The organism is Ralstonia sp. OTU4908, from assembly GCF_038440115.1.
Taxonomy (GTDB): Bacteria; Pseudomonadota; Gammaproteobacteria; order Burkholderiales; family Burkholderiaceae; genus Ralstonia; species Ralstonia pickettii.
This window is the reverse complement of sequence record NZ_JASATD010000002.1, coordinates 330022-352867: the sequence shown is the minus strand read 5'-3', so window position 1 is coordinate 352867 and position 22846 is coordinate 330022. Positions and strand designations below refer to the sequence as shown.

The following is a 22846-nucleotide window of genomic DNA, read 5'->3' as shown; positions in this document are numbered from 1 at the left end:
AGCGCCTCATTCAAACAAAAAAGAGACGGCAACGGCCTAAGCAGGGCGGTTGCCGTTTTTGTCTGTACGCATGATCGAACTCAAGGGGATATCGCAGCACTTTCGGGGGGCGGACGGCCATGACGTCCACGCGCTGCGCGACGTCGACCTGACCATCGACCGGGGAGAGATTTTCGGCATCATCGGCCGCAGCGGCGCGGGCAAGAGCACGCTCGTCCGCGTCATCAATCTTTTGAACCGGCCGACCTCGGGCACCGTCACCGTGGCAGGGCAGGAACTGACTGCCCTGAATGCCGACGGACTGCGCCAGGCGCGCCGCAAGATCGGCATGATCTTCCAGCACTTCAATTTGCTGTCGTCGCGCACCGTGTACGACAACGTGGCGCTGCCGCTGGAGCTGGCCGGCACATCGCGCGAACGCATCCGCGAGATCGTGTTGCCGCTGCTGGAACTGGTGGGCCTGTCCGCGCATAAGGATCGCTACCCCGCGCAGATTTCCGGAGGCCAGAAGCAGCGCGTTGGCATCGCCCGCGCGCTGGCGAGCCAGCCCGATGTGCTGCTCTCCGATGAGGCGACTTCCGCGCTGGATCCGGAGACAACACGCTCGATTCTCGACCTGCTGCGCAAGATCAACCGCGAACTCGGTCTGACCATCGTGCTGATCACGCACCAGATGGAAGTCATCAAGCAGGTGTGCGACCGTGTGGCGGTGCTGGACGCTGGCCGCGTGGTCGAACTCGGCCGCGTCATCGATGTGTTCCTCCAGCCCAAGCATGACGTAACGCGCGCGCTCATCGGCGAGGTGATTTCCCAAGAATTACCGCCTACCGTTCTGGCGCGCGTGGAAAGCCGCCTCACCGCGCGTGAGCAGGGTGGCCGTGACCACCTGTTCCGTTTGGCATTTACCGGTGCAGGCGTGGACCAGCCGGTGCTGGCCCAGGCGATCCGCAACTACGGGCTCGACTTCAATATCCTGCACGGCCATATCGACGAAATTCAGGGCCAGGCCTTCGGCTCGCTGGCGATCCTGGCATCGGGCGATACCGCCGACATCAACAACGCGATGAACTTCCTGCGCGAGCAAGGCGTGGTGGTCGAGGAGATCAATCATGTGGTCTGACCTGACCGATCTGTTCCTGCCGGCCTTCTGGGAAACGCTGGCCATGGTGGGCGTGTCAGGCGGCATTGGCGCGCTGTTTGGCGTACCGCTCGGCGTACTGCTGTACCTGACGACTTCGGGCGGCGTGCTGTCCGCGCCAGTGTTCAATCGCGTGGCAGGCCTTGTCGTCAATGCCGTGCGCTCGGTGCCGTTCATCATTCTGCTGGTCGCCGTGATTCCGTTCACCCGCCTGCTGGCGGGCTCGTCCATTGGCACCGCGGCGGCCATCGTGCCGCTGACGATTGCTGCGATTCCGTTTGTTGCACGTCTGGTTGAGACTGCGCTGCGCGAAGTGGATCGTGGCCTGATCGAAGCCGCGCAGTCCATGGGTGCGACGACTGGTCAGCTGGTCTACAAGGTGCTGCTGCCGGAAGCGATGCCGGGCATCCTCGCCGGCCTGACGATCACCTTCGTCAGCCTTGTCGGCTACTCGGCCATGGCCGGTACCATCGGCGGCGGCGGCCTGGGCGACCTGGGCATCCGCTACGGCTATCAGCGCTACGAATCGGACATCATGCTGGCGGTTGTCGTCATCCTGATCGTCTTCGTGCAGGCGGTGCAATCGACGGGCGATTGGCTCGTGCGCCGCCTGAGCCACCGTTAATACTCAATCGACAGACACCACGAGGAAACACAATGAATCGCCGTCAACTGCTGCAATGGTCCGCGAGCCTTGGCGCCGCATTGGCACTGGTCGCAGGCAGCGCGCTCGCGCAGAGCAAGCCGATCAAGATCGGCGTGACCGCCGGCCCGCACGCCGAGATCATGGAAGAGGTGAAGAAGGTTGCCGAGAAGGACGGCCTGAAGCTCCAGATCGTCGAATTCAACGATTACATCCAGCCGAACGCCGCCTTGGCTGCCGGCGATCTGGATGCAAACAGCTATCAGCACCAGCCGTATCTGGATGACCAGATCGCCACGCGCGGCTACAAGTTCGTGAGCGTCGGTCAGACCATCACCTTCCCGATGGGCATCTACTCCAAGAAGATCAAGTCGCTGAAGGAGTTGAAGGACGGTGCGCGTTTCGGTCTGCCGAACGACCCGACCAACGGCGGCCGAGCGCTCCTGCTGCTGCAATCGCAAGGCGTGATCAAGCTCAAGCCGAACGCCGGTTTCAAGGCCTCGCCGCGCGACGTGGCCGAGAACCCGAAGAAGCTAAAGTTCGTCGAATTGGATGCCGCGCAACTGCCGCGCTCGCTGGATGATCTGGATGCCGCAGCCATCAACGGCAACTATGCGGAGAAGGCGAACCTGGACCCGACCAAAGACGGCATCGCCATCGAAAGCCCGAAGGGCCCGTATGCCAACGTGATTGCCATCCGCGTGGCCGACAAGGATCAACCCTGGGTCGCCAAGCTCGTGAAGGCGTATCATTCCGACGCTGTGAAGTCCTTCGTCAAGACGAAGTACAAAGATGCGGTGATTGTGGCTTGGTAACCACTTCGTGATCCTTCGGTGATCCGGTAGAGGGTTCTACCAAACAGATTGCCGGACGTTTGACTGGCGTCCGGCAAATTTTCGCGGTTAAAATAGCACGACCGTTCGGAAAAATTACGCGAGCGACCAGCCCCCCTTATAATGGCCGGCGTTTTGCAAAATCGTCTTATCAATTAGTGGAGTGAGCGCATGAAAGTCCTGGTCGCAGTCAAGCGCGTGATCGATTACAACGTGAAAGTTCGCGTGAAGACGGACGGCAGCGGTGTCGATCTGGCCAACGTCAAGATGAGCATGAACCCGTTCGACGAGATCGCCGTGGAAGAGGCGGTTCGCCTGAAGGAAGCGGGCGTCGCTACCGAAGTGATCGCCGTTTCGTGCGGCGTGACGCAGTGCCAGGAAACCCTGCGCACTGCCATGGCCATCGGCGCCGATCGCGGCATCCTGGTTGAAACGAATGAAGAACTGCAGCCGCTGGCCGTGGCCAAGCTGCTCAAAGCGCTGGTCGACAAGGAACAGCCGCAGCTGATCATCCTCGGCAAGCAGGCGATTGACGACGACGCCAACCAGACCGGCCAGATGCTGGCTGCGCTGGCCGGCCTGCCGCAAGCCACGTTTGCCTCGAAGGTGCAGATTGCCGACGGCAAGGCTTCGGTCACGCGTGAAGTGGACGGCGGCCTGGAGACCCTGTCGGTCAAGCTGCCGGCTGTGGTCACCACCGACCTGCGCCTGAACGAGCCGCGCTACGTGACGCTGCCGAACATCATGAAGGCGAAGAAGAAGCAACTCGACACGGTCAAGCCGGAAGATCTGGGCGTGGACGTTGCACCGCACCTGAAGACGCTGAAGGTGGTCGAGCCCGCCAAGCGCAGCGCCGGTGTGATGGTGCCCGATGTGGCCACGCTGGTGTCCAAGCTCAAGACGGAAGCCAAGGTGCTGTAAGCGGCGGGTTTGTAACCTTCCCGCAACTGCACGCAACTTCAAGCACACCGAACAGGCAGATCAAGATGACCGCACTCGTTATTGCTGAACACGACAATCAATCCATCAAGGCCGCGACGCTGAACACCGTGACGGCCGCCGCCCAATGCGGCGGTGACGTCCACGTGCTGGTGGCCGGCGCTGGCTGCGGCGCCGCTGCACAGGCCGCCGCGCAGATCGCCGGCGTGACCAAGGTGCTGGTGGCCGACGCGCCCCAGTTTGCCGATGGCCTGGCCGAGAACGTCGCCGAGCAGGCCCTGGCCGTTGCCGGCAACTACAGCCACATCCTGGCGCCCGCCACCGCCTACGGCAAGAACATCCTGCCGCGCGTGGCCGCCAAGCTGGACGTGGCCCAGTTGTCCGACATCACCAAGGTCGACGGCCCGGACACTTTCGAGCGCCCGATCTACGCCGGCAACGCGATTGCCACCGTGCAATCGGCCGACAAGGTGAAGGTAATCACCGTGCGCGGCACGGCATTCGACCCGGCTGCCGCTACCGGTGGCTCGGCTGCTACCGAAAACCTGACCGCCGTGGCTGATGCCGGCATCTCGCAATTCGTCTCGCGTGAAGTGACGAAGAGCGACCGCCCGGAACTGACCGCCGCCAAGATCATCGTGTCGGGCGGCCGTGGCGTGGGTTCGGGCGAGAACTACACCAAGGTGCTGACGCCGCTGGCCGACAAGCTGGGCGCCGCGCTGGGTGCCTCGCGCGCGGCAGTGGACGCCGGCTTCGTGCCGAACGACTACCAGGTCGGCCAGACCGGCAAGATCGTCGCGCCGCAGCTGTACATCGCCGTCGGTATCTCGGGCGCAATCCAGCACTTGGCCGGCATGAAGGATTCGAAGGTGATCGTCGCGATCAACAAGGATCCGGAAGCGCCGATCTTCCAGGTGGCGGACTACGGCCTCGTGGGCGACCTGAATGCCGTCGTGCCGGAGCTGGTGGCCGCACTGGGCTGATCGCATCGCGCAGCGCGCTTGGTTTGACGTGCGCTGCAATGCCCGACGCAAAGCCGTTTCCGACCTGTTTGGAAACGGCTTTTTTATACGCGAGCGCCATCAGGAGAGCGCGTCACGCACTCGATGAGGCACTGTCCTGATCGCGCTTAACGAGAGTTGGAGAGAGACATGACCTATCAAGCCCCCGTCAAGGACATGCTGTTCGTGATGAACGAGCTGGCCGGCCTGGACAACGTCGCCAAGCTGCCCGGCTTTGAAGATGCCACCGCCGACACGGCGCAGGCCGTGCTGGAAGAAAGCGCGCGCTTTACCGGTGAGGTCGTTGCGCCGCTGAATGTGGAAGGCGACCGTAACCCGAGCAGTTGGAAGGACGGCGTCGTCACAGCCACCGCGGGTTTCAAGGAGGCGTTCGCGCAGTTCGGCCAAGGCGGCTGGCAGGGCGTGCAGCACCCGCTGGAATACGGCGGCCAGGGCCTGCCTAAGCTGATTGCCACGGCGTGCATCGAAATGCTGAATGCGGCCAACCTGTCGTTCGCCCTGTGCCCGCTGCTGACGGATGGCGCCATCGAGGCATTGCTGACCGCCGGCACCGAAGAACAGAAACAGCTTTTCGTCCCCAAGCTCATCTCGGGCGAATGGACGGGCACGATGAACCTGACCGAGCCGCAGGCCGGCTCCGACCTGGCACTCGTGCGCACGCGCGCCGAGCCGGTGGGCGACGGCACGTTCAAGATCTTCGGCACGAAGATCTTCATCACCTGGGGCGAGCACGACATGGCCGAGAACATCGTCCACCTCGTGCTGGCGCGTACGCCGGGCGCGCCGGAGGGTGTGAAGGGGATCTCGCTGTTCGTGGTGCCGAAGTTCATGGTCAATCCGGACGGCTCGCTGGGCGCGCGCAACGATGCGCATTGCGTGTCGATCGAACACAAGCTCGGCATCAAGGCGAGCCCGACGGCCGTGCTGCAATTTGGCGATAACGGCGGCGCGATCGGGACGCTGGTCGGCGAAGAAAATCGCGGCCTGGAATACATGTTCATCATGATGAACGCGGCGCGCTATGCAGTGGGCATGCAGGGCATTGGCGTGTCGGAGCGCGCGTACCAAAAGGCCGTGGCCTATGCGCGTGACCGTGTGCAGAGCCGCCCGGTGGATGGCTCTGCTGCCAAAGCTGTGCCCATCATTCACCACCCGGATGTGAAGCGCATGCTGCTGACGATGCGCGCCATGACCGAAGGCGCGCGTGCGCTGGCCTACGTGGCCGCCGCAGCGTGCGATGCCGGCCATCACGCTGCCGATGACGCAGCACGCAAGCAGAACGCGGCGCTGTACGAATTCCTGGTGCCGATCGTGAAGGGCTGGAGCACCGAGATGTCGATCGACGTGACGAGCCTGGGCGTGCAGGTGCACGGCGGTATGGGCTTTATCGAAGAGACGGGCGCCGCGCAGTTCTATCGCGATGCGCGCATCCTGCCGATCTACGAAGGCACCACGGCCATCCAGGCCAACGACCTGATCGGCCGCAAGACCGTGCGTGACGGTGGCGCGGTGGCGTTGGGCATCTGCGCGGAAATCGCCAAGGTGGAAGCGACCCTGGCGGCGAAGGGCGGTGCGCATTGCGACGCGATGCGTGCGCGTCTGGCGGCGGGCCGCGAGGCGCTGGAGTCGGTGGTGCGCTTTGTGGTCGAGCAGACCAAGGCGCAGCCGAACGCCGTCTTTGCTGGCAGCGTGCCGTATCTGCGACTATGCGGCATCGTGCTGTCGGGCTGGCAGATGGCCCGTGCGCTGCTGGTCGCCATCGACCGCGAAAGTGAAGACCCGAACTTCTACGGCGCCAAGATCGCCACGGCGCGAGTGTTCGCGGACGTGTTGCTCACGCAGGCGCCGGGTATCGCACAGTCGATCCTGACGGGCGGCGAGACGATCGGCGCGGTGCCGGAAGTCCAGTTCTGAGCGACACCAAGCAGGATAAAAAAGGGAGGCTTCGGCCTCCCTTTTTCATTGCATGCAGCGTAGGCGATCAGGCCAGCGCGGGCTTGGTTGCGGGCATCGGCGCGCCGCCCAGGTAGCGGTACACCGACAGGTCATCGGAGCGGATGGCAGGCGAGCGCCCCGACACCAGATCCGACAGCAGCTTGCCTGAGCCGCATGCCATGGTCCAACCCAGCGTGCCGTGACCTGTGTTGAGCCACAGGCCGCGCACGGGCGTCTGACCAACGATCGGCGTGCCGTCCGGCGTCATCGGGCGCAGGCCGGTCCAGAACGACGCGCGTGACACATCACCGGCGCCCGGGAACAGATCGTTGACCACGAACTCCAGCGTCTTGCGCTTGCCCGGGTCGAGGCGCTTGTCGTAGCCGACGATCTGCGCCATGCCGCCCACGCGGATGCGGTCGTCAAAGCGCGTCACGGCCACTTTGTAGGTCTCGTCCAGGATGGTGGACACGGGGCTCTTGTCCGCATCCGTCATCGGTACGGTGATCGAGAAACCCTTGAGCGGGTAGACCGGTACGTTCACCAGGTTCTTCAGGAACGGCGTGCTGTAGCTGCCCAGCGCCACGACCACAAGGTCGGCGTCGATCGGCTGGCCGTCGACCAGCGCGCCGCGTACGGCATCGTTCTTGAAGATGAGGCTGTTGATCGTGCTGTTGAAACGGAAGCGCACGCCGAGCTTTTCCGCCATCGCGGCCAGGCGCGTGGTGAAGAGCTGGCAATCGCCCGTTTCGTCGTTGGGTAGGCGCAAGCCACCGGCCAGCTTGTGGCGGGTCGAGGCCAGGCCCGGTTCACTGCGCACGAGGTCTTCGCGCGAAAGCAGTTCGTACGGCACGCCGGCGCGCTCGAGCACGGCGATATCGTTCGCGGCGCCGTCGAGCTGTTGCTGGGTGCGGAAGATTTGCAGCGTGCCTTGCTGGCGGCCTTCGTAGGCGATGCCGGTGTCGGCGCGCAGGTCGCGGATGCAGTCGCGGCTGTACTCGGCCAGGCGGACCATGCGCTCCTTGTTTTGCGCATAGCTGGCCGCGTCGCAGTTGCGCAGCATCTGCCACATCCATTTGAGCTGGAAGAGGGTGCCGTCGGGGCGTATCGTCAGCGGTGCGTGCTGCTGGAACATCCACTTGATGGCTTTGAGCGGTACGCCAGGCGCTGCCCACGGCGACGCGTAGCCCGGCGAGATCTGGCCAGCATTGGCGAAGCTCGTCTCCAGTGCCGGACCCGCTTCGCGGTCGACGACAGTGACTTCATGGCCCGCACGGGCCAGGTAATAGGCGCTCGTCACGCCGATCACGCCGCTGCCAAGAACGAGCACGCGCATGGTGATACTCCCCGGAGATGCATTTGCGATAGATGTCGCTATCGTATTCGTACAACTCCAGTAATTGTTTCTGTATATTTATCGGAAACAGAAACTATTTCGATTTTGGGGGTGTTTTAGGCCATGCGAACCCAGCGTAAGCCCGTCCGGGCACTCGACAAGCTCGACCGGCGCATTCTCGACCTGCTGCAAAAGGATGGGCGCCTGTCGATGAAGGAACTCTCCGAGGCGGTCGGCCTGACCATCACGCCATGCATCGAGCGCGTCAAGCGCCTGGAGCGCGAGCGCTTCATCCTCGGTTACTACGCGCGGCTCAATCCGGCCATGCTGGGCGCGTCGCTGCTGGTATTTGTGGAGATCAGCCTGGGCAGCAAATCCGGCAACATGTTCGAGCAGTTTCGCCGCGAAGTGCTGCGCATTCCGGAAGTGCTGGAGTGCCACCTGGTCTCCGGCGATTTCGACTACCTCATCAAGGCGCGCATTCGCGAGATGAGCGAATACCGACGCTTGTTGGGCGACATCCTGCTCCAACTGCCCGGCGCAGTGCAGTCCAAGAGTTACATCGTGATGGAAGAGATCAAGGAGACGCTCGCCATCGACGTCACGGAAGAGGGCGCGTGACGTAGCGTTGTCACGCAAACGCCTTACGCTGGCCGGCATCTTCGTCACCGACACCGGAGCCCGCATGTCCGACCAGCCGATCTTCAAGCCGACCCGCCGTACGCTGATCAAGGGTCTCGTTTCCGCCAGCGGTACCGCGCTGCTGGGCTCGCGTATGGCCGAGGTGCTGGCTCAAGGCGCCGCACCGGCCGTGGTGACGTCCGAGCGCCTGCGTCCGCAAGTGCCTGGCGGCGTGATGAGCGGTGATATCACCGCAGACAGTGCCATCGTCTGGAGCCGTACCGATCGTCCGGCACGCATGATCGTCGAATACTCGACGGACGCCGCCTTCAAGAACGTCGCGCGTCGCGTTGGCCCAGCGGCGCTTGAAAGCAACGGCCTGACCGCCCGCGTCGATCTGACCGGCCTGCCTGCCGGCGCAGACCTGTTCTACCGCGTGCGCTTCCAGGACCTCGTGCACGATAAGGTCTTCAGCGAGCCGGTTGCCGGTCGCTTTCGCGCGGCACCCGTGTCGGCCAATCGCCCAATCTGCTTCGTGTTCTCCGGCGACGAAGCTGGCCAGGGCTGGGGCATCAACGAGCGCTTCGGCGGCTACCGCCTGTACGAAGCCATGCGCCGCGAGTCGCCCGATTTCTTCATCCACTCGGGCGACCAGATCTACGCTGACGGCCCCATCGAAGCCGAGGTGAAGCTGCCCGACGGTTCGCTGTGGACCAACCTCACGACCGAAGCGAAGTCGCACGTCGCGCAGACGCTGGACGACTATCGCGGCGCCTTCGTCTACAACCAGCTCGACAAGAACAAGCGGGCGTTTGCTGCCGAGGTGCCTTTCCTCGTGCAGTGGGACGACCACGAGGTGCGCAACAACTGGTACCCCGGCCAGCAGATCGGCCCGGAAGAGAAACGCTATCAAGAACGGAGCGCATCCGTGCTGGCCGCCCGCGCAAAGCAGGCGATGTTCGAGTACAACCCGTTCCGTTTCAACCCCGTCGACCCCGAGCAGATCTACCGCGCATTCCGGTACGGCCCGCTGCTCGACGTGTTCATGCTGGACGAGCGCAGTTATCGCGGTCGCAACTCGCCGAACCGGCAGACCACGCTGGATGCGGATTCCGCTTTCCTCGGCCCGGCGCAGACGGCGTGGCTGAAGCAATCGGTCAAGCAGTCAAAGGCCACGTGGAAGGTGATTGCCAGCGACATGCCGATCTCGCTGGTGGTGCCTGATCTGAACCCGGACGTGCCAAAGGGTACCTACGAAGCCTGGGCCAATGCGGATGATGGCGCGCCGTCGGGCCGTGAATTGGAATTGGCTGAAATTCTGCGTTTCATCAAGCAGGAGAACATCCAGAACGTGGTGTGGGTGACGGCTGATGTGCACTACGCGCAGGCTACGTACTACCACCCATCGCGCGCCAAATTCACGGACTTCAAGCCGTTCTGGGAATTCGTCGGCGGCCCGATCAACGCGGGCACGTTTGGGCCGAACGACGTCGACCAGACATTTGGGCCGGACCTGCGCTACATCAGCATTCCCAAGGACAATCCGCAGAACCAGTCGCCGGCGGCGCTGCAGCAGTATTACGGCCGTGCCAAGATCGATCCGGCCACGCGCACGATGCACGTATCGCTGCACGACCTCGACGGCAAATCGCTCTGGGAGGTGAAGCTCGATCCGGAGGCGTAGCCGGCGTCACCCACAGCGGAGCGAGAGCGGATGCGATACGATCAGCAAGCCCCCGCATCCACTCTGTTCCGCTGTGTCCGACATGTCCGATCGCCACGTCCCCCGCAAGGGACGCGGCGCCACGTCCAATCTGCAAGGCCGCTTCGAGCGCGACGAGCGCACGCGCGTCGATGACGGCTGGCAGCCGCTCGTCGGGCACCTCGATCCGGATGATGCGCCGCCGCGCATCGGGACCAGCGTCTCGGTTGAGCGCGCTCGCTCCATCCTGAGCCATAACCAGTCGCCGGATATTCCGTTTGGGGTGTCGCTCAATCCGTATCGCGGGTGTGAGCATGGTTGCGTGTATTGCTTTGCGCGGCCGACGCATGCGTATCTGGACTTATCGCCGGGGCTCGATTTCGAGACCAGGCTGTTCGCCAAGACCAATGCCGCCGAGGTGCTGCGCGAAACGCTGGCCAAGCCACGCTACCGCTGCGAGGCAATAGCGCTGGGCGTGAATACCGATGCATATCAACCGATTGAGCGCGAGTTGCGCATCACACGCGACGTGTTGCAGGTGCTGCACGATTGCGATCACCCGGTCGGGCTGATCACCAAATCGACGTTGATCGAGCGCGACATCGATTTGCTCGCTCCGATGGCGGCGAAGAACCTCGTCGTAGCCGCCGTCACCATCACCACGCTCGACGCTGAACTGGCGCGCAAGCTGGAACCCCGGGCCGCCACGCCGTCGCGTCGCCTGCGCACGATTCGCACGCTGGCCGAGGCCGGTATTCCGGTGGGTGTCAGCGTCGCTCCAATGATCCCCTTCGTTACCGACGACCACATGGAGCAAATCCTGGAAGCCGCGCGCGAGGCGGGCGCCACGTACGCGAGCTACATCGTGCTGCGCTTGCCGAACGAGCTGAACGCGGTGTTCCAGGATTGGCTGATGGCGCATTTCCCCGTCCGCGCGCAACGCGTGATGAACCGCATCCGCGATCTGCACGGCGGCCAAGACTACAAGGCGGATTTCGCCACGCGCATGCGCGGCACCGGCATTTGGGCCGACTTGTTGCGGCAGCGTTTCTACAAGGCCGCCGACAGGCTCGGCTTCAGCTACCACCGCTACAACGAACGGGTGCTCGACACCTCGCAGTTCAAGCCCCCCACGAGCGCCGTCAAATCGCGAAAGCCGGTCGACGAGCGCCAAGGCAGCTTGTTTTGACTACTGTGACAGTTCTTTCGCTGCCTGCACCTGCGTTTCGAAATACGTCTGGAACGTGATGGCGAGGCCCGCCATGAGCAGGCCCGTGCCGATCATCAGCGTGAGAACGCTGAGCAGTACGACAGGCCAGCCCGAATGTGTGGGCGTGCCGTCGGGATTGAATTGCGCGTCCCATTTTTCGTCGGGGCGCAGGCCGTAGACGAGGGCTGACAGGTAACCGGCCAACACGGAAGCCCCGCCGATCATCGCGCAGACCCAGCCGGGGACGCTCGCACGCTGGGTGGACCACAGCAGCGCCACGCCAATCACACCGAGCACCATGGCAAGCACTTGCGACCACGCCCAAAAGTCGCGTCCGCCCTTGAGATAGAAACGATGCGCGCCCACGCTTCCGAACAGGAAGGCGAGCAGCACGGTCAGCAGCTTGGATTTTTTTTGAAGAGTGGTCGTAGGCATAGCGGGCGATGAACACACGGCAAGACAACACAGCGCCGCGCATTCTACGCCCAACGTCGACCGCGGCGCAGCCAAACGGCGGCGCCGGGAGCGCGTCTTAAAGACGCATCAGCAACTTGGGGAATTGGCCGTCAGTTTGGCCGGAGGCGCGCAACGCTGCGTAGCGTTTGCGGCGGGGGAGGCAGGGTCACTAAATCGGAACCGGACGCAGCGACGGCACGCTCATCGAAACCGTCGAATCCTGCTGCAGTCGAGGCGTTTGGTCGCGCACGCCGTAAAGCAGGTGAGCCAGCATCAGCATGAATGCCGTGGTCCAAACCAGACCGAGGATAAGCCGCACATGGCGGCGGCGAGGGAATGACATTGAAGCACCTGTTGTCGTTGTGATTGGTGTGATGGCACGGTCGCATCAACCGCGCGTACGTGCCATCTAGTCCGACTCAGGCGTCCCTGCCAAGTTCCGGGATGTGAAATGTGGGAGCGACGCGCCTCAACCGCGGCGGGAGCCGCGCCAGTTGCCTTGGTCGCCGTTTCCTCGTTCCTGGCGCATGCGTTCCTGTTGCTGCCAGTCCCCACGGCCGCCGCCGTCGCGGGGCTGAATCCGGCCGTTGAGGCGGTCGTCGGCCCGGGCGCGCGCTTCCATACGTTCCATCTGCGCGCGGATGCGGGCGGCCTGCTCGCCCCGGCTGTCAGCGAAGAATTGCGCCACCAGCGGACGCTCTTCCGGCATGGTCTGTGCCGCTTGCGTCCATGCGGGCATAGTGGATTCTGCGAAGGCGACGGCGGTTTGACGCGCCGATGCGTTGGCAGCCATAGCGCCCGCAGAGGCGACGATCAGAACGCCTGCCGCCAAGGGGCGAAGCAATGCGCGGATCGGCATGGCTATCTCCTGTCGGGCAAGGATTTGAAAGCGCCACGCGCCGCGTGCTTCTGGCAGTTGCAAGAGAGACCGACAGCGCGTGTTCATGCCTGTCAATGTAAGGCTTCACTCAGCGGGCATCCACTGTCCGAACGTTACCCATGTAACGAGATGTTTCGCGCACGCTTTGCTCGAGCGGTGGGCGACGCAAAGATCATTTCCCGGTGTAGTGGATTCGATACACCGCGCCCGCCAAGTCGTCGGAGACCAGCAGGCTGCCGTCCGGTGCCACGAGCACATCTGCGGGGCGTCCCCAGGCCCTCTCACCTTGCAGCCAGCCCTGGGCGAACGGCTCCTGCTTCGTGACATTGCCGGCGGCGTCCAGAACGACGCGCACGACGCGGTAGCCCACCTTTGACGATCGGTTCCACGAACCATGCTCCGCAATGAAGACATTGTTTCGGTATTCCGGCGGAAAGCTGCTGCCCGTATAAAAGCGCATGCCTAAGGCCGCTACGTGGGCCCCGAGCCTCGCGGCCGGTGGTGTGTAGTCTGAGCACGGATGTCCGGCACCGAACTCGGGGTCCGGAATGTCGCCGGCGTGGCAGAACGGATAGCCAAAGTGCGGATTGGGCTTGGTGATGCGGTTCAGTTCGTCGTCTGGCACGTCGTCACCCATGAGATCGCGGCCGTTGTCGGTGAACCACAATTCGTGCGTGCTCGGGTGCCAGTCGAAGCCGACCGTATTGCGGATGCCGCGCGCCACGAGTTCCAGTCTGCTTCCATCGGCATTCATGCGCATGAGGTTGGCGTACCGGTTCTCATCGGGGCGGCATATGTTGCAAGGTGCGCCCACCGGCACATACAGCTTGCCGTCCGGCCCGAACGCAATGAATTTCCACCCGTGATGCGTTTCCGTCGGCAGCTTGTCGTTGACGATCACCGGGTCCGGCGGATTACCGAGCCGGCTGTCAATGCCGTCGAGCCTCAGCACGCGTGAAACGGCCGACACATAAAGGTTGCCGTCACGCCATGCCACGCCCACCGGCAATTGCAGCCCAGACGCGACCACATGGATCGGCGCATCCGGCGTTTGCAACGACATCGCGTACACCTTGCCCGCGCGGCTGCCTACATAAAGAATGCCGGCTGGAGAGAGTGCCATTTCGCGGGCTGCTGGCATTGCGTCGGTCAGTACTTCGACATGGAAACCCGGCGGTACCCGCACTGACTCGACGGGCAGCTTTGCGAGCGCTGCCGGCCCCGCGCCAAGCCAAGCGGCGAGCACAACCGCCGGCCACAAGCATCGTCCCCGCAAGGCGCGCCAACGGCTACATCGTTTGGATACGCCTAAGTGTTTGTTTGGTCGGAGAAATTGCGCTATACTTGCATGTTTCTCTGTACGCATACCCAGTTTTTCAAGGAAAAGATCCATGGTCGTGATCCGTCTGGCCCGCGGTGGCTCCAAGAAGCGCCCGTTCTTCAATATCGTTGCGACCGACTCGCGTAACCGCCGTGATGGCCGTTTCATCGAGCGCGTCGGTTTCTACAACCCGCTCGCCGGTGAAGGCGAGGAAGGTCTGCGCATCGTGCAAGACCGCCTGACCTACTGGGAAGGCGTGGGTGCACAACTGTCGCCGACGGTTGCCCGTCTGGTGAAGCAAAGCGCCAAGAAGGCTGCTGCCTAATTTTTAGCATGGGTCGATCGACGGTGCCGTCCGAGCACATCCTGCTGTGACGCGCGCTGGATCGACACGGCCCGGACCGGTGGCTCTTGCAACGCAGGCAATCTCGCAGAAGATTGCCGACCGGCTGCAAGCCATGCGCCCGGGCGTGGGCAACAATCCGACACTCCCAGACGATCTCGTCGAGGTGGGTTATGTGGGTGGGGCCTACGGTATTCGCGGCTGGATCAAGGTCCAGTTGCACGGCGACGCCGACGCGCTGCTGAATGCCCGCACGTGGTGGCTCAAGCCGGCTGGCGGGGCGCTGGCAACGTCGGCGGACTGGCGGGTGTTTCCTGTCGGTACGTCGCGTGAGCATAGCGGCACGGTGGTGGCAGGTTCGCCTGCAGCACCCGATCGCAATGTCGCCGAGGCGCTGCGCGGCTATGCCGTGTGGGTCAGCCGGGCCGACTTTCCCGAGCCTGACGATGACGAGTTCTACTGGGTCGACCTGATCGGCGCCACGGTCGTCAACGAGCAGCAGGAAACGCTTGGCACGGTGGGTGGCCTGATCGACAACGGTGCGCATCAAATCCTGCGTGTCGTTGGTGAGGGCGAGGTCGAGCGGCTGGTGCCGTTTGTCGAGGTTTACGTGAAGTCGGTGGATGTGGCAGGCAAGCGCATCGTCGTCGACTGGGGTCTGGATTACTGAACATGCGGCCGGAGAATTCGGCGATGCAGTTCGACGTCGTCTCGCTGTTTCCGGATATGTTCCGGGCGCTGACGGACTGGGGTATCACCAGCCGCGCAGTCAAACAGCAGGTGTACACGTTGCGCACCTGGAACCCGCGCGATTTCACGACGGACAACTACCGTACCGTGGACGACCGCCCTTATGGCGGTGGTCCAGGCATGGTGATGTTGGCCAAGCCGCTGGAAGCTGCACTGGACGCGATTCGCCAGGCGCAAGCGCCGGCGGCGTCGCATGTGGTGCTGCTGTCGCCGCAAGGCAAGCCGCTCACGCACAAGCGGGTGATGGAGCTGGCGCAGCTGCCGGCACTCACGTTGCTGTGTGGGCGCTACGAAGCGATCGATCAACGCTTGGTCGACCGTCGCGTTGATGAGGAAATCAGCCTTGGCGATTTTGTCCTCTCCGGCGGCGAGATTGCGGCGATGGCGATCATCGACGCGGTAGTGCGACAGTTGCCTGGCGTGCTGGGCGATGCGCAATCGGCAGTGCAAGACAGCTTCGTCAACGGTCTGCTCGACTGCCCGCACTACACGCGGCCGGAAGAGTACGAAGGTGTGCGTGTGCCCGATGTGCTGCTGGGTGGCCATCACGCCGAGATCGAGAAGTGGCGCCGCCAGCAGGCGCTGATGAACACAATGCGCAAGCGGCCCGATCTCATCGAGGCGGCGCGCAAGCAGGGTTTGTTGTCCCGCAGCGATGAGGTTTTCCTCGCTGCCGCGGCGATAACGGCAAAGGGGTCAGAGGCTTCCGTCCCGGAAGGCTCGGCCAAGTGAAGTTCCCATCCTCTACCGGGGCCGCGGTCTACCGACTGGGCAAAACGCCGGCATGATGGTCAAGGAGAAAAAGATGAATCTCATCGAGCAAATCGAGCAGGAAGAAATCAAGCGCCTGACGGCCAACAAGACGATCCCCCCGTTCGCCCCTGGCGACACTGTGATTGTCAACGTGAACGTCGTTGAAGGCACCCGCAAGCGTGTGCAGGCGTATGAAGGCGTCGTGATTGCCAAGCGCAATCGTGGCCTGAATTCGTCGTTCATCGTTCGCAAGATCTCTTCGGGCGAAGGCGTGGAGCGTACGTTCCAGCTGTATTCGCCGCTGCTGGCCAGCATCGAAGTGAAGCGTCGCGGTGATGTGCGCCGTGCGAAGCTGTACTACCTGCGCGAACGCTCGGGCAAGTCGGCGCGCATCAAGGAGAAGCTGACCTTCAAGCGCAAGGAAGCCGCAGCGGAGTAATCTGCGCGCGTTGCGAAAAGGCACCTTCGGGTGCCTTTTTTCTCTTTTGCGGCGGAAGATTGACCGCATGTATGTCTCCCGCCCACCACCTTCAATCCCATCCAATGCGTCGTCCCGTCTTCGATCCTGAGCAGTTGCCGGTGGTGCTGACCGAGGCATCGTTGCCGGCGCTTGAGGGCTCGCGGTTGACGGCGGAGTTCGTGCGCGCGCGGTTGCAGAAGCAACCCGACTGGCACCCGGAGCAAACGGACGAATCCCGCCTGATCGATGCGTCGCTCAAGCTACGCGAGGCGGCGGTGCTCGTGCCGCTTGTGCAGCGTGAGGCCGGGCTGACGGTGCTGCTGACACAGCGCAATGCGTCGCTTAGCCAGCATGCCGGCCAGGTCAGCTTTCCCGGCGGCGGACGTGAAGAATTTGATCGCGACATGGTCGACACGGCGCTGCGCGAGACGATGGAAGAAGTGGGCATCGGCGCAGATCACATCGAGGTGATTGGTCGCTTGCCCGACTACATCACCGGGACAGGCTTTCATGTAAGCCCGATCGTTGGCTTGCTCGCGCCCGATTTCACGCTGCAGCCGGATCCAAGTGAAGTGGCCGAGGTATTTGAAGTGCCGCTGGCCTTTTTGATGGACCCGGCCAACCATGAAGTCCGCGAGCTGCGGTGGGAAGATCGCGTCCGTCGTTTCTATGCAATGCCTTACCGGCGATCTGGGCGATCGGACCAGGCGCCTGATGCAGGCCATCACTTCATCTGGGGCGCGACCGCGGGCATGCTGCGCAACCTGTATCACCTGCTGGCAGCGTAGCGTCGGCGCGAATATGGGCTCCCTGTGCGCTGTTGCGCGCACGCTGTGTGCTATCGTCTTGCACATCGCATTCACGGCGTGATCCGCGCCTTCGCAACGCCCTTCCAATGACTTTTTTCTCCGTACTCTGCGCGCTGATTCTCGAACAGTTCCGTGCGCTCAGCCGGGACAACCCGATCTACGACGTCGTGCGCGCACTGGCAGCGCGGGCAGAAGAATGGTTCGATACCGGCCATCGTCGCGACGCCGTGCTTGCCTGGTGCGTGGTCACGCTGCCGGCAGTGGTGGTCGTGGCGCTGGTTCACTACCTGCTATCTTCCATCAGCCTCGGTCTGGCGTTCCTGTGGAACGTGCTGATGGTCTATCTGACATTAGGCTTCCGGCAGTTCAGCCACTACTTCACCGACATCCATGAGGCGTTGCGCAGCGATGACGTTGTCACCGCGCGCCTGTTGCTGAACGAATGGTCGGGACGCGATACGACCGACATGCCGGTTAATGAAATCGTCCGTCACACGCTCGAATGCGCGATCGTGGCGGCACATCGTCACGTGTTTGGCGTGTTCTTCTGGTTCCTGGTCCCGATTGGGCCGGCGGGTGTGGTGCTGTATCGCGGGGCTGAATACCTCGCTCGCCACTGGAGCGATACGTCGACGGAACGCAGCCCCGCGCTTGGTCTGTTCGCCCGCCAAGCGTTTTTCGTCATCGACTACATCCCCGCGCGCTTGACCGCGATTGGCTTCTCCATCGTCGGCAACTTTGAGGATGCTGTGTACGCGTGGCGCAACCGTGCGGCCAAGTGGAACGACGAAGTGAATGGCATTCTGCTCGCGGCCGGCGGCGGCGCGCTTGGCGTCCGGCTTGGCACGCCCATTCCGCAACGCGATTCGGCCGATAGCATTGCCGATGAGGACGGCGCCTATCCGATGGAAGTAGGGCAGGAGCCGAACGTTCGGACGCTGCAGTCGGCTGTAGGTTTGGTGTGGCGTGCTGTGGTGCTGTGGATGCTGCTGCTGGCAATGCTGTCGATTGCCGTGTGGCTCGGCTGATTGGGCACGACACCTAGCCGCTGAAGGATCGTTCAATCAGGCCGCATTTTCACGGTCTTTGCCGCAGCGCCAGCACTGGGCGAACTGCGGTTCATGGCTCTCTCCACAATAGGCGCAACGCCATGCCGGGCCGGTCGGCGGGTGCTGCGCCTGATCGAGCAGCGCGCGGGCCTGCGCTTCCTGCGCGGGGTTCACCAGCCAGACCTGCGCTGCGCAATCCTGCGGCGGAACGTCACCCGCCACACTGCTCAAGTAGATGTTGCGCAGCTCGGTGCGAATGCCGGCGGCAGACAGCACGTTCTGCCAGTGCGCCGCCATGCCGAGCGATGAACTGCTGATCAGCAACTTCATCCCAGCCTCCCTTCGAGCGTTTTGCTACGCCGTTACCAGGGCTTCTGCTGTTCCGATTCATGCAGCAGTTGCGCGTAAAGCTGGTGCCGGCGTGGATCGATCTTGCCTTCGGCCATCGCGCCCAGAATGCCACAGCCGGGTTCCTGCAGGTGCCGGCAGTTATAAAAGCGGCACTCGGTCAGGCGCGGGCGGAACTCCGGGAAGGCGCGTTCCAGCATGCCTTCGCTGAGGTGATGCAAGCCGAATTCCTGGAAGCCCGGCGAGTCGATCAGCACGCCGCCCTGGCCCCATTCGGCGGGGAGGTGATAGAGCCGCGTGAACGTGGTCGTGTGCTTGCCGGAGTCGAGTTTCTCGGAGATCTCGCGCGTTTGCGCATCCACACCCGGAATCAGCAGATTCAGCAGCGACGACTTGCCCATACCCGACTGCCCGATCAGGATCGATGCGCGCCCGGCTACGTGCGGTTCGAGCGCGGTATGCGCGGCTTCTGGCGCGCCGTGCACGGTCAGTTCGACGATGGTGTAGCCCAGGTCCCGATAGAGCGCCAGGCGCGAGCGAGCCGTCTCGAGTCGCGCGGTCAGGTCGATCTTGTTCAGCAGGATCAGGGGGGTGATGCCGAGGGATTCTGCAGCGACGAGCGCGCGGCCGAGCAGGTCTTCCGAAAAACTCGGCTCGGTGCCGAGCATGATGATGATCTGATCCAGATTCGCGGCCAGCACCTTCGATTTGAACTGATCGGAGCGATAGAGCAGGTTGCGGCGCTCGTCCACACGCACCACCACGCCCTGGTCGACGGCGGTGGTTTCATAGACCACGCGATCGCCGACAGCGCATTCGCTGCGCTTGCCGCGTGGGAAGCATTGCAGGAAACCGCCGCCCTCGCGTTCTACCAGGTAATGGCGTCCGTGTGCCGCGATGACGAGCCCGTGCTCGCCAGCGGCAGCCTGCTTATGGGCGCGGCCCGGTTTGCCGCGCGTCATGCCGTGCGGGCCTGCACGAGGCGCTCCACGCGCTGCGATGCAGTGGGGTGCGAATAGTAGAACGTCGAATAGACCGGATCCGGGGTAAGCGTTGAGGCGTTGTCCTGGAAGAGCTTGACCAGCGCCGAGACAAGTTGATTGGCGTCGGCGTGCTCGGCGGCAAAGGCGTCTGCTTCGTACTCGTCCTTGCGCGACGACAGGCTCGCCAGCGGCGAGACGAAGAACGTGAACACCGGCAGCACCAGGAAAAACAGCATCAGTGCCAGCGCATGGTTGTCGGAGAACAGGTTCGGGGCGACGCCAAGGCCCAGGTAAAACCACGTGCACGTCATCAGCCAGCCGAGCAGCGCCAGAGCGCCAAGGCTCAGCACGAACGTCACGGCGATGCGCTTGCTGATGTGGTGGCGCTTGAAATGGCCCAGCTCATGCGCCAGCACGGCTTCCATTTCGGAGGGGTTCAGGCGCGCGAGCAGCGTGTCGAAGAAGACGATGCGCTTGGTTGCGCCAAAGCCGCTGAAGTAGGCGTTGCCGTGGGCGCTGCGGCGGCTGCCGTCCATCACGAACAGGCCCTTGCTGGCGAAGCCGCAACGCTGGAGCAGGCTTTCAATGCGCGAGCGCATTTCCTCGTCCTGCAGCGGAGTGAACTTGTTGTAAAGCGGTGCGATGACGTTCGGGTAGATCGCCTGGACAAACAGCATGAACGCCATCCACACGATCCAGGTGTACAGCCACCAGTACGCGCCCATCTTGTCCATCAGCCAGAGCACTGCCAGCAGCAGCGGCAGACCCAGCACGGTACCAATGGCCAGGCCCTTGAGGTTGTCAGCCAGCCAAAGCTTGAACGTCATGCGGTTGAAGCCGAAACGCTCCTCGACCACGAACTGCCCATACAGCGAAAACGGCAACTCGATCACACTGCTGATCGCGATGATCGACGCGATCAGAGCCACCCCATATGCGTAACCGGGGCCAAAAACGCCCAGCCACGCCTGGTTGATCCAGTTCAGGCCACCGAGCAGCGTCAGGGCGATCAGCAGGGCCGCCTGGACCGGCACTTCCAGCATCGCCAGGCGCGTGCGGGCGATGGTGTAGTCGGCAGCCTTGCGGTGCATGTCCAGTGTGATCGATGCGGCAAACTGCGCGGGCACGGCATCGCGGTGACGCGCGACGTGACGGACTTGCCGCGCGGCCAGCCACAGGCGCGTGGCGGACATCAAGACAAGGGCGATCAGGAAGACAACGCTAAAGACGGTCGGGGCGGGCATGTGGGGAAACACCTATCAGATATGCGAAAATTATAGCCTTCAGTCATTTTCTCAAGGCCCTTGAGTGAGCACCCCAGTGAGTACCCCTGTTTCCCCGTCCGCCGGTTCTCCGTCGACCCCGAACCGCGTTGCAGCCAAGAGCGACAACAACCTGATCTGGCTCGACATGGAGATGACCGGCCTGAGCCCCGAGAACGACCGCATTATCGAAGTGGCCGTGGTGGTGACGGATTCAGAGCTGAACATCCTGGCTGAAGGCCCCGTGCTGGTGATCCATCAATCCGACGAGCTGCTCGACGGCATGGACGCGTGGAACAAGGGCACGCATGGCCGTTCAGGCCTGATCGACAAGGTCAAGGCATCGACCACGACCGAAGCGGAAGCGGAAGCGGAGCTCCTGGCATTCCTTAGGAAGTGGGTGCCGAAGAGCAAGTCGCCGATGTGCGGCAACTCCATCTGCCAGGATCGCCGCTTCATGGCGCGCTACATGCCCAAGTTGGAGGAGTACTTCCATTACCGCAACCTGGACGTCTCCACGCTCAAGGAGCTCTGCAAGCGCTGGCAGCCGGCCATTGCGAAGGGCTTCACGAAGCACCAGCGGCACACGGCGTTCGCCGACATCATCGAATCGATCGAAGAACTGCGTTATTACCGCGAGCACTTCATCCGTGATGTGCCGCAAACGCCCGACGCTGAAGCGCTGGCGTCTTCGGTCGCCCCGTAACCGTTAAACCTGCAGCGGCTTTGCGCGCACAGCGTGCTTCGGCCGCCAGGCCTTCACCACGCTGTCCTGCGTCTCGACATACGGGCCGCCGATCAGGTCGATGCAGTAAGGCACGGCCGCAAAGATGCCCGGCACCGTGGCGCGGCCCTCCACATCCTTCAAGCCCTCGAGCGTTTCCTTGATGGCGCGCGGCTGGCCGGGCAGGTTGATGATCAGCGCAGCGCGTGAGGGCGTCTCGCGGATCACCGCCACCTGGCGCGACAAGATCGCCGTCGGAACGAAATGCAGGCTGATCTGGCGCATCTGCTCGCCGAAACCCGGCATTTCCTTGGTGGCGACGGCCAGCGTGGCCTCGGGCGTCACATCGCGGCGCGTCGGGCCGGTGCCGCCCGTGGTGAGCACCAGATCGCAGCCGGCATGGTCGACCAGGTCGATCAGCGTTTCGGCGATTGTCGTCTGGTCGTCCGGAATCAGGCGCTCCACCCCTTGCCACGGTGAAGACAGCGCGGCGCCAAACCAGTCTCGCAGCGCGGGAATTCCTTCATCCTGATACGTGCCGGCCGAAGCGCGGTCCGAAATCGACACAAAGCCAACGATCAGTTCGTCGGGGTGGCGGCGGGTGATCGGCGCGGAGGAGGCAGGGGCTGTCATGCTTCGTCGTCTTCGGCTTCGGGTTGATCGGCGTCATCTTCGTCGCGGTCGTTGCCGGACAGGGCCTGCTTGACCATCTGGAACAGCTCGCGCGACGACTTGGGCGGCTTCGCCAGCTGCGCTTCCTTGCGCGCATTGCGCACGAGCGTACGCAAGGCCTGCACGTCGGCATCCGGGTGCGCTGCAATGAACTCGGTGATGGCGTCGTCGCTGGCGATCAGGCGGTCGCGCCAACGCTCGATGGCATGCAGGCGCGCGGTTTCCGCCTTGGAGGCGCCAACGAAGGTGGCCAGCACGCGGCGGATGGCTTCGACCTCGTCGTCGGTCAGGGCGCGCATCAGCTTGCCGATGTACTGCATCTGGCGGCGCTTGCCTTCATGGGCGGTGGTGCGCTTGGCTTCGCGCAGGGCGTCGACCAGCTTTTCGGGCAGCGGCACCTTCGCGAGTTTGTCCTTGGGCAGCGCTTCCAGGGCAGTGCCCAGGTCTTGCAAGGCGTTCACCTCGCGCTTGCGCTGCGATTTGCTCTTGGGCGTATCCGGATCGTCCTCGTCACCGATGTCGGTGCGCACGACAGGTTGCAGATACGTAGGGTTGTGTCGGGATGCTCGGCTCATGGCGCGCATTGTATCTTGCTATGATGGGCGCTTTCGCCAGTTCTGCCCGCTTTTGGCAAAATCGCGGCACCCGTTTCTCCCC

Annotated in this window: 26 protein-coding genes; 16 read left to right on the top strand and 10 right to left on the bottom strand. The window is 63.3% G+C overall.

Annotated elements, in window-relative coordinates; genetic code table 11:
• The first annotated feature begins 70 nt into the window (after nucleotides 1-70).
• From AAHM38_RS03515 to AAHM38_RS03490, 6 genes are all read left to right on the top strand, one after another.
• Nucleotides 71-1120, top strand: a complete 1050-nt coding sequence (locus tag AAHM38_RS03515; RefSeq protein WP_116574741.1) for a methionine ABC transporter ATP-binding protein — start codon at nucleotides 71-73, stop codon at nucleotides 1118-1120.
• The gene (locus AAHM38_RS03510) at nucleotides 1110-1763 is read left to right on the top strand and encodes a methionine ABC transporter permease (RefSeq protein ID WP_012761567.1); all 654 of its coding nucleotides are present in this window, start codon (nucleotides 1110-1112) and stop codon (nucleotides 1761-1763) included. The genes AAHM38_RS03515 and AAHM38_RS03510 overlap by 11 nt, the downstream gene beginning before the upstream one ends.
• A gap of 32 nt (nucleotides 1764-1795) precedes the next feature.
• Nucleotides 1796-2596 carry a MetQ/NlpA family ABC transporter substrate-binding protein gene (locus tag AAHM38_RS03505; protein WP_012761568.1) on the top strand — a complete coding sequence of 267 codons (801 nt, stop codon included), beginning with the start codon at nucleotides 1796-1798 and terminating at the stop codon, nucleotides 2594-2596.
• Nucleotides 2597-2785: 189 nt separating this feature from the next.
• Nucleotides 2786-3535: an electron transfer flavoprotein subunit beta/FixA family protein gene (locus AAHM38_RS03500; RefSeq protein WP_012761569.1), complete on the top strand. Its 750-nt coding sequence runs from the start codon at nucleotides 2786-2788 to the stop codon at nucleotides 3533-3535.
• Between the two features lie 65 nt (nucleotides 3536-3600).
• Nucleotides 3601-4536, top strand: coding sequence for an electron transfer flavoprotein subunit alpha/FixB family protein (locus AAHM38_RS03495; RefSeq protein WP_116574742.1), 936 nt, complete (start codon nucleotides 3601-3603; stop codon nucleotides 4534-4536).
• A 168-nt stretch (nucleotides 4537-4704) separates the two neighbouring features.
• The gene (locus AAHM38_RS03490; protein ID WP_116574743.1) at nucleotides 4705-6489 is read left to right on the top strand and encodes an acyl-CoA dehydrogenase; all 1785 of its coding nucleotides are present in this window, start codon (nucleotides 4705-4707) and stop codon (nucleotides 6487-6489) included.
• Nucleotides 6490-6556: 67 nt separating this feature from the next.
• Here the strand turns inward: AAHM38_RS03490 and AAHM38_RS03485 are convergent, their stop codons facing one another.
• Nucleotides 6557-7846, bottom strand: a complete 1290-nt coding sequence (locus AAHM38_RS03485; protein WP_116574744.1) for a D-amino acid dehydrogenase — start codon at nucleotides 7844-7846, stop codon at nucleotides 6557-6559.
• A gap of 123 nt (nucleotides 7847-7969) precedes the next feature.
• Here AAHM38_RS03485 and AAHM38_RS03480 point away from each other — a divergent pair, with 123 nt between their 5' ends.
• The 3 genes from AAHM38_RS03480 to AAHM38_RS03470 all read left to right on the top strand — a co-directional run bounded on the left by AAHM38_RS03480 (nucleotide 7970) and on the right by AAHM38_RS03470 (nucleotide 11358).
• Nucleotides 7970-8467: an Lrp/AsnC ligand binding domain-containing protein gene (locus tag AAHM38_RS03480; RefSeq protein ID WP_116574745.1), complete on the top strand. Its 498-nt coding sequence runs from the start codon at nucleotides 7970-7972 to the stop codon at nucleotides 8465-8467.
• Nucleotides 8468-8531: 64 nt separating this feature from the next.
• Nucleotides 8532-10151: an alkaline phosphatase D family protein gene (locus tag AAHM38_RS03475; RefSeq protein WP_116574880.1), complete on the top strand. Its 1620-nt coding sequence runs from the start codon at nucleotides 8532-8534 to the stop codon at nucleotides 10149-10151.
• Nucleotides 10152-10233: 82 nt separating this feature from the next.
• The gene (locus tag AAHM38_RS03470) at nucleotides 10234-11358 is read left to right on the top strand and encodes a PA0069 family radical SAM protein (RefSeq protein ID WP_116574746.1); all 1125 of its coding nucleotides are present in this window, start codon (nucleotides 10234-10236) and stop codon (nucleotides 11356-11358) included.
• Here AAHM38_RS03470 and AAHM38_RS03465 read toward each other — a convergent pair whose 3' ends face one another.
• The 4 genes from AAHM38_RS03465 to AAHM38_RS03450 form a co-directional block, all read right to left on the bottom strand.
• Nucleotides 11359-11814, bottom strand: coding sequence for an NINE protein (locus AAHM38_RS03465; protein ID WP_012761575.1), 456 nt, complete (start codon nucleotides 11812-11814; stop codon nucleotides 11359-11361).
• Nucleotides 11815-12004: 190 nt separating this feature from the next.
• Complete coding sequence (locus tag AAHM38_RS03460; protein WP_004629154.1) at nucleotides 12005-12178, bottom strand: hypothetical protein; 174 nt, start codon at nucleotides 12176-12178, stop codon at nucleotides 12005-12007.
• A gap of 126 nt (nucleotides 12179-12304) precedes the next feature.
• Nucleotides 12305-12694: a hypothetical protein gene (locus tag AAHM38_RS03455; RefSeq protein ID WP_012761576.1), complete on the bottom strand. Its 390-nt coding sequence runs from the start codon at nucleotides 12692-12694 to the stop codon at nucleotides 12305-12307.
• 193 nt (nucleotides 12695-12887) lie between these two features.
• Nucleotides 12888-13961: a PQQ-dependent sugar dehydrogenase gene (locus tag AAHM38_RS03450; protein ID WP_012761577.1), complete on the bottom strand. Its 1074-nt coding sequence runs from the start codon at nucleotides 13959-13961 to the stop codon at nucleotides 12888-12890.
• Nucleotides 13962-14106: 145 nt separating this feature from the next.
• Between AAHM38_RS03450 and rpsP the strand changes: the two genes are divergently transcribed.
• The 6 genes from rpsP (at nucleotide 14107) to AAHM38_RS03420 (ending at nucleotide 18179) form a co-directional block, all read left to right on the top strand.
• Complete coding sequence (rpsP, locus tag AAHM38_RS03445) at nucleotides 14107-14361, top strand: 30S ribosomal protein S16 (protein WP_012761578.1); 255 nt, start codon at nucleotides 14107-14109, stop codon at nucleotides 14359-14361.
• Between the two features lie 133 nt (nucleotides 14362-14494).
• Complete coding sequence (rimM, locus tag AAHM38_RS03440) at nucleotides 14495-15049, top strand: ribosome maturation factor RimM (protein ID WP_116574881.1); 555 nt, start codon at nucleotides 14495-14497, stop codon at nucleotides 15047-15049.
• Between the two features lie 23 nt (nucleotides 15050-15072).
• Nucleotides 15073-15861 (top strand): tRNA (guanosine(37)-N1)-methyltransferase TrmD, encoded by a 789-nt coding sequence (trmD, locus tag AAHM38_RS03435; RefSeq protein WP_009238627.1) that lies wholly within the window; start codon nucleotides 15073-15075, stop codon nucleotides 15859-15861.
• 73 nt (nucleotides 15862-15934) lie between these two features.
• Nucleotides 15935-16321, top strand: a complete 387-nt coding sequence (gene rplS / locus AAHM38_RS03430) for a 50S ribosomal protein L19 (RefSeq protein WP_012761581.1) — start codon at nucleotides 15935-15937, stop codon at nucleotides 16319-16321.
• A gap of 104 nt (nucleotides 16322-16425) precedes the next feature.
• Nucleotides 16426-17130: a CoA pyrophosphatase gene (locus AAHM38_RS03425; RefSeq protein WP_116574747.1), complete on the top strand. Its 705-nt coding sequence runs from the start codon at nucleotides 16426-16428 to the stop codon at nucleotides 17128-17130.
• A gap of 107 nt (nucleotides 17131-17237) precedes the next feature.
• A complete protein-coding gene (locus tag AAHM38_RS03420) occupies nucleotides 17238-18179 on the top strand; it encodes a CobD/CbiB family protein (protein ID WP_027677851.1) in 942 nt (313 codons plus the stop codon).
• A 36-nt stretch (nucleotides 18180-18215) separates the two neighbouring features.
• Here AAHM38_RS03420 and AAHM38_RS03415 read toward each other — a convergent pair whose 3' ends face one another.
• Genes AAHM38_RS03415 through AAHM38_RS03405 form a run of 3 tightly spaced genes read right to left on the bottom strand, consistent with a single transcriptional unit; the run spans nucleotide 18216 to nucleotide 20775 of the window.
• Entirely contained in the window at nucleotides 18216-18530 is a 315-nt protein-coding gene (locus tag AAHM38_RS03415) for a hypothetical protein (RefSeq protein WP_009238624.1), read from the bottom strand.
• Between the two features lie 32 nt (nucleotides 18531-18562).
• The gene (gene rsgA / locus AAHM38_RS03410; RefSeq protein ID WP_009238623.1) at nucleotides 18563-19510 is read right to left on the bottom strand and encodes a ribosome small subunit-dependent GTPase A; all 948 of its coding nucleotides are present in this window, start codon (nucleotides 19508-19510) and stop codon (nucleotides 18563-18565) included.
• Nucleotides 19507-20775, bottom strand: a complete 1269-nt coding sequence (locus AAHM38_RS03405; RefSeq protein ID WP_116574748.1) for a M48 family metallopeptidase — start codon at nucleotides 20773-20775, stop codon at nucleotides 19507-19509. The genes rsgA and AAHM38_RS03405 overlap by 4 nt, the downstream gene beginning before the upstream one ends.
• Nucleotides 20776-20851: 76 nt before the next feature.
• On the opposite strand from AAHM38_RS03405, the gene orn reads away from it, so the two are divergent.
• Entirely contained in the window at nucleotides 20852-21499 is a 648-nt protein-coding gene (gene orn, locus AAHM38_RS03400; protein WP_009238621.1) for an oligoribonuclease, read from the top strand.
• A gap of 3 nt (nucleotides 21500-21502) precedes the next feature.
• On the opposite strand, the gene mog is transcribed toward orn, so the two are convergent.
• Nucleotides 21503-22150: a molybdopterin adenylyltransferase gene (gene mog, locus AAHM38_RS03395; RefSeq protein ID WP_012761585.1), complete on the bottom strand. Its 648-nt coding sequence runs from the start codon at nucleotides 22148-22150 to the stop codon at nucleotides 21503-21505.
• Nucleotides 22147-22764 carry a ribosome biogenesis factor YjgA gene (yjgA, locus tag AAHM38_RS03390; protein ID WP_004629123.1) on the bottom strand — a complete coding sequence of 206 codons (618 nt, stop codon included), beginning with the start codon at nucleotides 22762-22764 and terminating at the stop codon, nucleotides 22147-22149. The genes mog and yjgA overlap by 4 nt, the downstream gene beginning before the upstream one ends.
• Between the last annotated feature and the right edge of the window lie 82 nt (nucleotides 22765-22846).